Origin of the sequence: Sulfobacillus sp. hq2 (genome assembly GCF_002903155.1) — a bacterium.
GTDB classification, from domain to species: Bacteria; Bacillota; Sulfobacillia; order Sulfobacillales; family Sulfobacillaceae; genus Sulfobacillus; species Sulfobacillus thermotolerans.
The window spans coordinates 783-12,756 of the sequence record NZ_NWUL01000010.1 but is presented as its reverse complement, the minus strand read 5'-3'; the positions used below and the strand labels follow the sequence as shown (position 1 = coordinate 12,756).

Annotated in this window: 13 protein-coding genes and 2 pseudogenes; 3 read left to right on the top strand and 12 right to left on the bottom strand. The window is 52.0% G+C overall.

Going from position 1 to position 11,974, the window contains the following annotated elements:
• Positions 1-187 (top strand): hypothetical protein (locus tag CO251_RS17570; protein WP_207654596.1); only part of this gene is annotated, 187 nt, incomplete at its 5' end.
• Positions 188-193: 6 nt separating this feature from the next.
• On the opposite strand, the gene istB is transcribed toward CO251_RS17570, so the two are convergent.
• From istB to CO251_RS17105, 3 genes are all read right to left on the bottom strand, one after another.
• A complete protein-coding gene (gene istB, locus CO251_RS01005) occupies positions 194-943 on the bottom strand; it encodes an IS21-like element helper ATPase IstB (protein WP_103373960.1) in 750 nt (249 codons plus the stop codon).
• Positions 940-1,674 (bottom strand): transposase, encoded by a 735-nt coding sequence (locus CO251_RS01000; protein ID WP_242968166.1) that lies wholly within the window; start codon positions 1,672-1,674, stop codon positions 940-942. Before CO251_RS01000 ends, istB begins: the two co-directional genes overlap by 4 nt.
• A 155-nt stretch (positions 1,675-1,829) precedes the next feature.
• Positions 1,830-2,024 carry a hypothetical protein gene (locus CO251_RS17105; RefSeq protein ID WP_146038947.1) on the bottom strand — a complete coding sequence of 65 codons (195 nt, stop codon included), beginning with the start codon at positions 2,022-2,024 and terminating at the stop codon, positions 1,830-1,832.
• A 180-nt stretch (positions 2,025-2,204) separates the two neighbouring features.
• Here CO251_RS17105 and CO251_RS00995 point away from each other — a divergent pair.
• Positions 2,205-3,346: pseudogene (locus tag CO251_RS00995) on the top strand (IS3 family transposase).
• Positions 3,347-3,403: 57 nt separating this feature from the next.
• Here the strand turns inward: CO251_RS00995 and CO251_RS17685 are convergent.
• The 7 genes and pseudogenes from CO251_RS17685 to CO251_RS17310 all read right to left on the bottom strand — a co-directional run.
• A pseudogene (locus CO251_RS17685) lies at positions 3,404-3,619 on the bottom strand (NAD(P)/FAD-dependent oxidoreductase); the annotation flags it as partial.
• Positions 3,620-3,704: 85 nt separating this feature from the next.
• Positions 3,705-4,781, bottom strand: a complete 1,077-nt coding sequence (locus CO251_RS17985) for an alpha/beta fold hydrolase (RefSeq protein WP_103373959.1) — start codon at positions 4,779-4,781, stop codon at positions 3,705-3,707.
• A 280-nt stretch (positions 4,782-5,061) separates the two neighbouring features.
• Complete coding sequence (locus CO251_RS00980; RefSeq protein ID WP_103373957.1) at positions 5,062-6,267, bottom strand: MFS transporter; 1,206 nt, start codon at positions 6,265-6,267, stop codon at positions 5,062-5,064.
• Positions 6,268-6,329: 62 nt separating this feature from the next.
• Positions 6,330-6,461: a hypothetical protein gene (locus tag CO251_RS17885; RefSeq protein WP_255398080.1), complete on the bottom strand. Its 132-nt coding sequence runs from the start codon at positions 6,459-6,461 to the stop codon at positions 6,330-6,332.
• Positions 6,462-6,547: 86 nt separating this feature from the next.
• Positions 6,548-7,201 carry a ThiF family adenylyltransferase gene (locus CO251_RS17980; protein ID WP_369825221.1) on the bottom strand — a complete coding sequence of 218 codons (654 nt, stop codon included), beginning with the start codon at positions 7,199-7,201 and terminating at the stop codon, positions 6,548-6,550.
• Between the two features lie 292 nt (positions 7,202-7,493).
• Positions 7,494-8,573, bottom strand: a complete 1,080-nt coding sequence (locus CO251_RS00970) for an HEXXH motif-containing putative peptide modification protein (protein ID WP_103373955.1) — start codon at positions 8,571-8,573, stop codon at positions 7,494-7,496.
• Positions 8,574-8,681: 108 nt separating this feature from the next.
• Positions 8,682-8,834 carry a hypothetical protein gene (locus tag CO251_RS17310; RefSeq protein WP_158246107.1) on the bottom strand — a complete coding sequence of 51 codons (153 nt, stop codon included), beginning with the start codon at positions 8,832-8,834 and terminating at the stop codon, positions 8,682-8,684.
• Between the two features lie 116 nt (positions 8,835-8,950).
• Between CO251_RS17310 and CO251_RS00965 the strand changes: the two genes are divergently transcribed.
• Positions 8,951-9,901, top strand: a complete 951-nt coding sequence (locus tag CO251_RS00965) for a helix-turn-helix domain-containing protein (RefSeq protein ID WP_158246106.1) — start codon at positions 8,951-8,953, stop codon at positions 9,899-9,901.
• Positions 9,902-10,347: 446 nt separating this feature from the next.
• On the opposite strand, the gene CO251_RS00960 is transcribed toward CO251_RS00965, so the two are convergent.
• Together CO251_RS00960 and CO251_RS00955 are read right to left on the bottom strand one after the other, a co-directional pair.
• Positions 10,348-11,241, bottom strand: a complete 894-nt coding sequence (locus CO251_RS00960) for an ATP-binding protein (RefSeq protein ID WP_103373953.1) — start codon at positions 11,239-11,241, stop codon at positions 10,348-10,350.
• A gap of 70 nt (positions 11,242-11,311) precedes the next feature.
• A complete protein-coding gene (locus CO251_RS00955; RefSeq protein ID WP_103373952.1) occupies positions 11,312-11,794 on the bottom strand; it encodes a hypothetical protein in 483 nt (160 codons plus the stop codon).
• Positions 11,795-11,974 lie beyond the last annotated feature (180 nt).

Below are 11,974 nucleotides of genomic sequence, written 5' to 3'. Positions count from 1 at the left end.
ATCCTCGTCGACCTATTCGGCACCATTCGAACCACACGGCAAGGACCATGCTCCCATTCTGCCTATCTTTCAGCAAAAGTGCGGGAGAGCCGAAAAAATCCTCATTCTTGCCAATAAAAATCCCCATGGCTATGGGGATTTTTATTTGGCAATTATGGTAGAAGATGGTATGGCCGTAACGCTGTGATCGTGATTACGACTCCCTCATTAACGCGTGCTGCATGCGATAGCTTTCCCCTTCGAAGAGGAGCAAGTGTCCGTGATGGGCGAGACGATCGATCATGGCGGCCGTCATTTGGTCATCCGTGAACACCGCTCCCCACTTGGAAAATTCCAAGTTTGTGGTGAGAATGAGACTGCGGGTTTCATAACTGTCCGCGACGACCCGAAACAGCAATTGGGCCCCTTCCCGGTCGATGGGTAAATACCCCCATTCGTCCAGGATGAGGAGGTCTGTGCGCTGCAACTCCATGAAGACGCGTTCTAAGGTTCCGGCCTTCAGCGCCTCGGTGAGGCGCACGACTAAACCCGTCACCGTAAAAAAGCGCACGATCTGGCCCCGGTCACAGGCCGCCATCCCTAAGGCGATGGCCAGATGCGATTTCCCCAAGCCCACGCCTCCAAAAAACACGAGATTGCGGTGATCCGCGATAAACGTCCCGTGTTCGAGATCCGCCCAGCTCAACACGCTCGGTAAGCGAACCCCCTGACGATCAAACTCCGCCAACGTCTTGTGCGCGGGAAATCCCGCGCGCGACAACAGGCGGGCGCGGCGCCCCACTTCCCGGTTGGCCAACTCCGCGGCCATGACCTGCTCCAGGAAGACTTCCTGCAACGGCGTCGCCTGTTCACAGAGGGTGACGGCGGTTTGACTCCACGACAGCCGCTTGCAGTAGCTGGCAATGACCTCGCGGCGCGTGCGGCGCGCTTTCGAGAGCATCATGGCGCGGACCGCCTTTCGAGCAAGGCATCGTACGGGTGCAAATCGACGACGGGAGACGGGGTAGAGTCCGGCGCGAGCGCGATCCGCCGGGCCATGGCCACAATATCGGCTGTTTGGATGCGACCGGCTGCCACCGTCTCTTCTAGCGCACGGACGGCGTGCTCAAACCCCCATCGCTCCGTACAATGCGCTAATCCTTCCAGGGCGGCTTGGAGATCCGTGCGCCCGGCGCTGTCCAAGGCGGTGCGCACCGCTTCCGGTAAGCCCGACCGGAGCGGGCTATTGCGCCAGGCGCCCGGCCTTTGCGCCACGCGATAAATCGTGGTACGGTAGTCCTGAGAGTCGGATCGGTGGGGACCATAGACGCGATCGTGACGCGTCAACAGGCGGCCATCGGCCGCCAAGGGTTCGACCGAATGGGCCCCGACGCGCACAATCAAGGCTTGTTGGGCATACTCCGGTGCGGAAGAATACCAGTGTTGGCCTTCCAAACAAAAACGGCCTTGTCGGTCGGTGCGCACTGGAGTATAGCGATACGGCGCGAAGGCCTGCGGGGGGAGAGCCCGCAACGCCTCGCGGTCCGCCGCAAAGAGCGTGCGAATCGCGTTCCCCTTCTTATAGTGGGACCGGTCCCAATCGTCTTCGCTGCGCGCTCGTAACTGGTGATTGAAGGCGACCAAGTCGGGAACCACCGGCACGGGGACGAGGAGATTCCGGCGATAATAACCCACCTTATTCTCAACGCTCCCCTTTTCGTAGCCCGCATAGGGATTAGGTAGGTAGAATGCGGCCTCGAGGCTTGGCTGTTCTTAGCGAGTTTCTCTTGGGCCGCGAACCCCTTCAGAACCGGACGTGCGGGATTACCGCATCACATCCGGCTCCCCGATTATCTTGCCACCATGAGGCGGGTGCGCTGGCTTCGTCGCCGCAACACTTGAATCCACGCATAAAGCACCTGAAGGCGAATCGTTTCCAGTGCCTGATAACAGCCCGGTAACCCAAAGTATCCGAAGAAACCGCGCAGGGCGCGACTCAGATACTGCTGTTGGACCAGCACACTCGCATGCATCAGTCGATGCAATTCGGATTTAGTCTGGAGGAGAAATTTGTGGCGACTTTTGAGAGTTGGTCGCCGTTGAAGGCGCCACAATCCGGTACGCGTGCGCGCTCCAAAGTGCCGGAACCCTGGATGTTAGTCTAAATTGTGGACACCTCGAATTGAGACATGATGATACAATAATTCTCAATTGAGGTGAATCCGATGGCCAATCAATATGATCGAGCGTTTAAAGAACAAGCGGTTCAACTCGTGTTGACCCAACAAAAAAGTGGCGCGCAAGTGGCGCGTGAACTGGGCATTCCCCCTAAGACCTTATATGGTTGGGTTGCCGCGTATAAGGGCGATCCGGTGGAACCCTTTGTGGGTCGTGGGCATCTGAAAGCGGAAGACCAAGCCCTGCGCGATTTGCCACGACGCATTCGGGATCTCGAAGAGGAGAATGCGATCCTAAAAAAAGCGATGCGCATCTTCACCAACGATCGGAAGTACTCTTTCCGTTCATTCATGCACACCGCTTCCCCGTCTCGATCACGCAGAGGTGCCAAATCCTCGACGTTTCGCGAAGCGGGTCTTAGGCGTGGAGCCATCGTCCACCCCGTCCCCGGGCCCGGCGGGTCGAACGGATTCGCGCAGTGTTTACCGCGTCAGGGGAACGCTACGGCAGCCCCAAAATCACCGCCGTGTTACGGCGGGAAGGTGAGCGCATCAGTCAAAAAACGGTGGCGCGGTGGATGCACGACCATCGGCTGCGGTCCCGGGTGGTGCGCAAATATAAGGCCACGACCAATTCGCGGCACGCATTCCCCATACACGAGAATGTGCTGAATCAAACCTTTACCGCGGATCGCCCGCATGCCGTGTGGATGGCGGATATCACGTACATCCCCACCGAGGAAGGATGGCTCTCTTGAGCAAGCCTTGAGGACTTGTACACCCGAAAAATTGTGGGATGGGCGGTGGATCGGCGCATGACGCAAGACTTAGTTCTCCGAGCCTTAGACCGCGCGGTCACGCACAGCCGGCCGCCGGCCGGCGTGCTGCATCACTCGGATCGCGGTAGCCCATAGGCCGCGACGGCGTACCAAGAGCGTCTTCAACAATACGGGATGACAGCCAGCATGAGTCGGAAAGGGAATTGCTATGATAATGCCATGATTGAATCATGGCATAGCCTCCTGAAAAAGGAGCTCATTGACCTGACGAAATTTCGAAACCGAGACGAAGCCGAACGGGCGATCTTTGCCTATATCGAGATTTTCTATAATCGGCAGCGGATCCATGGTGCCCTGGATTACCAGACTCCGGCCGAGGCCGAGGCGGTGTATCATGCGCGCCACGGCTAATGTCTCAATTTCGGGTGTCCATTTTATTGACATAGGTCCACTTGGAGGCTCTCCCCAAATAAACACACTTCCATACTTCTTTAAAAATCCCGCACTCTCAATGACACTGAGCAGATTCAGCTCTCTTAAAATGGGTAGAGACATGGATAATAACGACTCTCCAATGTGAAATCGAGGAAATTCATCTTTTTCGACAAGACACACCTTATACCCAAATTGATCCAGTAATAATGCTGATGACGCACCGCTGGGGCCGCCTCCGATAATTACCACATCGAAGTTTTCCGACACTTTGAACACTCCTTCTTCAGTTGTTATGTAGGGTGTCGACCACAGTTTCGGCCAACTCCATAACTAATTACGTATCCGAAATCTGATGACCGGAATTCATGACTTTGCAAGGGATGCCCATGGTTGAGCAATTTAATTCAATGCCGACAGAACATATGAGCCTATCATTCCTTGAGGTCACAAATAGAATCTTGTCTACATCCGGTCTCCGAAATGCCGGATTCGGAAGGCATTTCTTCAACACACGAACAGCTGGGTTGTCCGATTGGAGATCATCCGGTGACATAAATCCATTCAGTATCACAAGTGAACGAATTCTGCGTGGGAGTTTTTGCATCTGGATTGCAAACAACCATGCCAGATACCCTCCGTAACTATCCCCAACGATGTGAATCGCACTGGTTGGATAATCCTCGGTCATTTCACAAAAAGCTTGGAACAACTCGTGCAAATCTACCCTCCCATAGTCCGCAGCAAGGAACCGACTTTTACCACCGACATTGCTACCCGAGGAATTGAAAAGGATAACATGAAAACCTTGACTTGATAAAGCCTCTGCGATGGGGTTGTATGTGTTGTGCCAACAGCCGATCGGTCCACCATGAAGGAAAATAACCAAGTTTTGATTTGAACCGGGTATTACAATGCTGGGGTTGTCGGTGTAGTAGTGCGTTCGGATGGTTTTCGTCGAAACAACGTTGGCTTGCGGATAGAGTTCTGTGAGTACAGGAGGGGAAATGGCCGACGAAGCAATTCCGTACAGTCGAGACTCCGACACGGCCAATGCCGAAATTGTACCATTGTATGCAACCTCTGTTGCCCTTTTGGTTATGACGTCTATAAACACTATACTGCTATTAACTTCGTAAATTCCCGTGATGGCTAGAACGGTCTCGCTATACCAACATAGATCATTGATTATCGAGAGTGAAAGCGGCGTGTCCGTACCCGTAGTGTTGACGTGGTCTACCAGTCTGACAAATGGCACATGGTCCTTTACATAAACAAGCGCCAGAAAGTCTGGACTAGGAGCGGCTGCCAATATGTTGGCTGTACCAATTTGGCCTTGGTTCCGTCTCGAACTTGATCTCCAAATCCAAGAATCTTTATACCAAAAGCAAAGAGAGCCAGAGCTTCGCCGCATACCTAGATCACTTACCGGAATGTGGTCATCCCAAATAACGCAACGGGCACAAACGCCGGTAGTAGTTTAATTCGTCCATTTATTTTTCGGATGCTACGAAGTCCGTTGCTCAGGCATAAGTGCAGATACTCGTCCCGCCCCGCAATTTTGAATTCTTCCTTAATCAAAAGTCTGTTTTCTTCGTTCTCAAGAAGAGCCCCCTCTTCGGTTCGCGTTATTGTTAACAATGTTCCGTCTGTAAGACGCGAGAGGTGGACTGCGCGTGTGTGTGACATTATCATTACCCTCTTACTGTAATATTACGAATGCCGATAAATACTAACAGCCCGCAACCGAACATGATACCGAACAATGCATAAAACAGGTCCCCCATTTGCGCCTGTCGAAATGGAATCAACATAAGAGGCGCTAAAGGAACTAACACGGTCGCGAGCGAATTCACAGTTGCAAACATTCTGCCCAAAAACTCTCTCTTAACTTTGGTCTGTATTAGCGACGCAAAATGAACCTGCGCTATCCCTGACGTGAACCCCAACACGCAGACACCAATCACCGCCATATAAACTCGGGGCCAACCAGAAGCTATGACAAGCATCCCCAAAGATTGAATCAAAAAATTTACGGACAAGTATTTGCGATATGAGACCGCTAGGGCTTTCACTCTCGAGAGGATGGTACCCAGAATCAACGAAAAAGCCAAACAAGACATTATTACACCGTAGATATGTGAGCTCAAGTGATACTGTCGAAGCGCTAGAGGTACGCCCAACGGGAAAACTGCTTCGACTGCCTCAATAAATGGAAAAGCCAACACAAATAACAACAATGGCCTATCACTTCGCAGGTATGACAAGCCCTCTATGCTTGAAATCAAGACGCTCTTTTTCTGTGGAGCTTTTTTGCCCGGGGGCGTTTCGCGAATATTCATGCCGCGAAAAGCGATGAAAGCAGCGATGGCAGAAGCCGCGAATGAAATTGAATCAATAATCAAGATATATGGTGTTCTTAAATAGGCAACGATCCACCCGCCTAATAAAGGGGCGACGAATCTGCCTGACCCGATGGCAAAATACAAATGTGAGTTAAACGAAATCCTTTGCTTCTCATCGGACATGAGCGGGATAGACGCATTCAGCGCTGGATAATATGTCAAGCTAAAGACTGTCAGCATCGCATTCAACCCAATTAAAGCCATACTGGTATACTGAGTTGCCGCAAAAGGACTTGCTATAAGCGTAAGGAACATGCAAGTCACGTCGCTGATAATTAGTACTTTCAGTTTCGGAGTGCGATCCACGATTGTCCCCGCGAATAAACTAACCACTGCCATGGGCAGCGCTCCAATAATGCCAAACAAGACGACGTCGGTTGGACTCCGACCACTGAGAGACCAAATGGCACCAATGCTAAAAATTCCATTCCCTATTGTTGTCAGCCACAATCCCGTTAATAGCAGATAAAAGTACGTCCTGTTGGACCTTATCAAGGCGCACTGTCTCCTTTTCTAAGGTACCCGGGAAACGCTGGCGCGTCCCCCGGGCATTCTTATTACTCGACGTAGTTGTACTCCCACAGGAGTTGAGCTCCGAAGTCTTGGAGCGCTGCCTGATCGTCTTCTGTCAGTACGAAGAGATCTCGGTTGTCGGCTTCGGTCAGTTCGTTTTCCATGCGTGAATCCATGTGCCTAATCACCTCCTTTCATACGTAGGTTTCCGCACACACTACAACGAGGGTCTTTTGTGATAGGGTGTAGTTCTGACGAAGCATTAGAAAGCACAAGCTCGGCACCCATGGAACGCGGAAACTCTACTCCGGTCACAAATCTGAATATATCCCAGGACGCAGCTCCCACAGTCGACATTGGCTCCGATACAAGTGAACCTCGGACCGGCTGCGGTATTGATAGACAGGCATTTAAATCCCTCTCGTACTGAGGGTAATCTCTTTTTACTTGCGTCCATTGACACTCTATGCATGCGGTTTGACCCGGCACAACCAGCGGCCCAACCTTCGAACCCGCCACTACTACAAACGGAATATTTAGTGATATGCACGCCTCGTTGATCCAACGACGAATGTACCACAATGGCTGATCTGCACACGATACTGTTAAGTCCGGTTTCCAATAAAATTTGCCGTACCACCTCAGACGAGGTGATGTATTGGAAATGAGACTCAATCTCTAGGCTAGGATCCCATTGGTGCAATCTTTCAACGGCGACCTCTACTTTAGCCCGACCAATATCTTCTTCGCGCCAGAACAGTTGACGATTAAAGTTAGATATTTCTATTGCGTCACCGTCAATTAATATGAGTCGTCTTATTCCCAACATAACCAACGATTGAACCATCCACGTGCCTAGTCCGCCAAGCCCAACGACGCATACCCGCGTGCTTTGGAGTTTGCCGAACGAGGACATCCTATCCTGCTCTGGTTCAAACCTTGCCAAGTATGAGATAAGCCGCTCGAATCTGGGACTGATTTCTCGTGGCGGTGTTATGTGTTCGTCCAACAACCCCCTTTCCTTCAATATCCTCACCAAGATTCGGTGACCATGTGTTAATTTTTCTGTACTTATGCCGCGGCAAATGTCGCGCACCTCATCCTTCATATCGATTGGGACTTTGCATTTTCCGCGTTGATGTGCGATAAATATCCATTCCCCTATTGGGAAGACCGCCGTACTTGGCTTAAGTCTAATTTCAGTCAACTTATAATCCCTCCGTCCTAGGTGTCGCGGAGCAGCCATGTATCTCATCCAATAGCCTTCGCCCGGCATCCGTAAGGTAGTGATCGACAGTGCTTAACTGATCAATGCACTGATTGACAATATTGCATACAGCCTCATAACGTTGATCATGGTGTGGAGTAAGACTCGCCCAAAATCTGCTTATCCTGGCAAAGGTATAAGCGGCGTGGAGGACGCCGTCGACGGGGCGTGGGTCCCGTCGCAATGGTGATTTTAGTTTTATGTCGGCTGGTGCAAAGTGTAGACGTTCGCTCACCATTATGGCGTTAAGCTTAATGTGGCCAACTTCATGAATAATGCGTTCCGCTGTCAAATTGGCGCCATCAAGAGCGGCGAAATTTGCGGACAAGAAAATTACTCCGAAAAACGCCTTATCGGTAAAATTGGCGGTGTATTTGCAATCTACCACGACTATCTCCTTTAAAAACGTTAGACAGTCGTCGTAGAATGTATCGGAGGAATTTTTGATCACTACAAGAGCCCTATTGAGCGCTTGCACTGTTTCATCGTCATAGGGAATGAGGCCAATAATGTCTTTCGGGTAGGGAGGTATCGGGTCTCTTTGGTTTAGTTCACTAACATAGTCTTCCAGCCATGGATTCTGCCGCGCGCCCAAAGAAAAGGTCTTTAAGAGTCGAGTTTCCCTTTGGGCCTCAAGCACATCCTCCCTCTTTAATCCCGCGTCTTCATGAAGGCGTGTCGCAATTGTAAGGGTGGGAATGGTACTAATCTTACCCCCTTCGACCACTAAAGCGTAGAACCAGTGAGCATATGAGACCAAATTTACAACGCGTGATAAGTCTCTTTTCATTAACCCCGTGGCCATCATGCTTATCCACCGGGAAAAGTATGAAGACGACAACAGCAACCGTGCTGATATATCTTCTTCACACAGTGCGATTAATTCATCCATACGAACCATGTTTTGATTGGCAGTATATTTGGCTAAAATCCTTCGAATGCTTCTGAGTCCAGCAAGATTTCCCTGTTGAACGAGGCTGATCCAACGCTCATTGTTTTTCGCCGATAGAAATTCTGGCATGGTTATGTGTCTCGTTCACGTTGGTTGGGGACTCGCTGCCAGGAACAGTTCCGTGTTGTCCCCTTACCACTTGTGTCTTGTATCTCCATGACGTTTAGAAGTCTCGCGTTACGGGGAGCCGGGATCAGTCAAGCCTTGATGTAGTGGTGTGCTGGATGCAACGGCAACTTGTGACTGACTTGGGTTACCCATGACACCATAGTTAATCGACGAAAACATCCAGCCAAGAGCTAAAACCAATAATGCATTCCGTAAAGCCAATTTCATAAATATTCCTCCCGATTAACTAATTGTGATATTTATGATTTTTTGATATGTTATCAAACAATAGACATTCACGAGGTGAATATTTACCACAATCGAAGGAGAAAATTCACGTGAAAATAGGGGCAAAATTTCGGGCTGCTAGGTTGGCTCTCGGACTTACCCAACAGGAAGTCAGCGAAAATCTTTGTGATCGGTCATACGTTAGCCTCTTTGAACGAGACAAAGTATCGCCTCCTGTAGAACTCGTTGTTGAATTAGCAAAACGAGTAAAAATCTCTGTGAGTAAACTGTTGGAAACTGCGGATGAACCAGTTCGCAATCGCTCGCAACTGCTTTTCACAGACGATTTGGTTGGGCATGGGCAAGTAAACGTTGCTCTTCAACAACTGGAACAGTTGTGGTGGGACGCCATCTCGGGCCACGATACTGCCCTTGCCTACGAGATTTACCACCGTGTGCTTCGCCTCATTAACACTGGTATGACACAGGTAGATGTGTCATGGCTAACGTCTTCGATTATGTGGCTTCTTGGTCAAGGCAAAAATGAATGGGCACTCCATCTCGGATATCAGCTTCAACGGATCTTGTTTGAACGTGGACAATGGCAATCGGCAGTGAGTTGGGGCAAAACCCTCATGGCACTCGCTCCCCCGCTAGACATTCGTGTTCGCGCCGGCATTGGAACTGCTTCTGCTTTGTTACGCCAAGGAGATTTTTACCAAGCCGAACAGCAATATATTGACGTTTTGGAGTGCATTCCTGCTAATTTCAAGATTAAGACGCAACCCGTGGCGGCGTTCATACACCATGGGTTATCAGCTGTTTATGGAAGAACCAACGCATGGCAGAAGGCGTACACGAATGCTGACTTAGCGGTCGCTACTTACCACAAGCCATCTGCAGAGTATTGGTTGGCTATGCAAAACGTGGGGATCATCCGTGGGCAGCTTGGACATCGCCGAGAGGCATTGGTTATCTTGTCGAAGTGTGAGGAATATTGGATTCAGGCGAAAGATAGTTCTCGCGTTGCAGATTTAAAACAAGACCTAGAACTTCTATGAGACTCCATCCTGCATGCAATATTCCTAATATTGTGTTGCATCACCCCTAATTTCATGAACTTGCCGAGGGAATCCAGGTGTTAGTCACAATACTAAGCTAACAGTCCTACAAGCACCTGCATTTGTTCGGTAATGTGTGGGTCTCTCATGGCCTGCTTGACTTCCTCTCTATTACTTCGAGCCAAGACGCCCAACACCTTGAGCGGTAGGTCATTTCGTTGGAGCAATGCTAGTTTTACTATATCCTCGGGGTGGCCAGCGTCCGCAGGATGTCTGTGGTTTTAGAGGGGTTCTCGGCCACAGCTACACGTACCCCGAAGGAGTAGCTTAATAGGCTTGGGTGGTGGGTCATTGTTGCAATGTGGTGAGTAGGAAGTTTGGGCGGAATTGCGGCAGCCTTGGCTATATCCGAGTTTTTATCCCGGGTGGTGCCCTTTTTTGCGTCATTAGGAGGACCGGGCGGGGGCTGTGTCATCTGCCAACGCTGCTAACACCCGCGGAAGATCCGTTGAGAGCACCTCCCGCGGCGTCGCATACTGCGTGCCGAGGAGGGTGTTACAGAAGGCCCGCAACCCGTCGGCATTGAGACCCCGGTGTCGGGCCGCCTGCCACAAGGCTTTGACCTGATCGTCAGTCAACCGGGCCGGCGCGGGCGGGCCATCACTCAACCAGGCTTTTAAGGTCCGCGCCACCTCATCCCCAGGTTGGCGAATCACCGCTTGCGCCAGCGCCCGGCAGCGCGTCTTGGTAATCACCAGCCGATTCGTCTGATCGAGATCGCCCACCACATCAAATTCAAAGTCCAGCCCCTCGCGCTGAATCGGTTGCATGCCGACCTTGCGCACCACCGTTTTGCCCCGGTCGTCTTTTTCTTGCACATAGGCAATTTTCGACCGCAGCGTCGCAATGATATGCACCGGGGCGTGCAGAATTTCCTCAATTAACTTGTTATGCTCGGGCGAGACGGTCCGCCAGGCCGTATAGCTATTGCCGCCGCGTTCTTGGGCGGTGGCCGCATCATGCATGTCCAGGACACCACCTTTGCCCGCCCAGGCATGCGACAGCGAATCAATAATCAGCACGTCATAGCCGCCCGCCACGGCCGCCCGAATCGCCTCAATATATTCATGCGGCGCAAACGTCTCGAGTTCGAGGACATCAAAGGCAAACTCATCGGCATATTTGGAAGCCGAGCCACGTTCCGAGTCAATCACGGCCACCCGAGCCCCCAAGGCGGTGGCAATCCGCAGGCTGCTATAGGTCTTGCCGGACCCCGCGGGGCCGATCAAGGCTAAGCGGAGATAGCTGAATTGTTTGGTCGCCGGACGAAATTGTTTCATGCGCATCCACTCCTTTCGATTGTGATAAGGCGAAGCTGCCTGTCGACGCCCCCGCCGGCAGGCGGGGGGCTTAGGCCGACGCCGCGGGATCGGCCGGCGTGTCTTGGGTCAATGCCGCCATCACCCGGGCAAACTCGGGTTGGGTTAACTCCCGGGGATTTTGATAGGTTGTGTGCAAAATCGCGTTAATCCGGCGCATCAACTCCGGAACACTGACCGGATGCGCCTTCACCCACGCGCCTAACGTCTGCATCGCCGCGTCGTCCACCAATGGATCCGCGCCGTCCTGAAGCCACGTCCGCAAGAGGGTCGCCACCTCGGCGCCCGGTTCCGGAAAGACCCCCCGCGAAAGCGCGGCGCATCGGGTTTTGGTGATCGTCAAGGTATGGTCCTCATCGAGCGTGCCGACCACATCGAGGTCAAACTCCAGCCCGTCTTGCTGAATGGGGCGCAACCCGACTTTCCGCACGGTGACTTTGCCCTGCGCGTCGGTCTCGACTACATAGTCCACGCGGGACCGCAACGTCACGAGGACATGCAAAGGCGCCTGCATAATGGCCTCGATCAACGCGTTGTGTTCGGAGGTCACCGCGCCAGGCCAGCCGGTCGTTGCCCCATTGGTCCGGGCCCGCGGCCTTCGCTTGCCGCTCGAGGATGCCGTCCTTGCCCGCCCAGGCATGGGAGAGCGAGTCGAGAATCAGCACGTCATAGCCGTACGTGCGGGCCGCGGCAA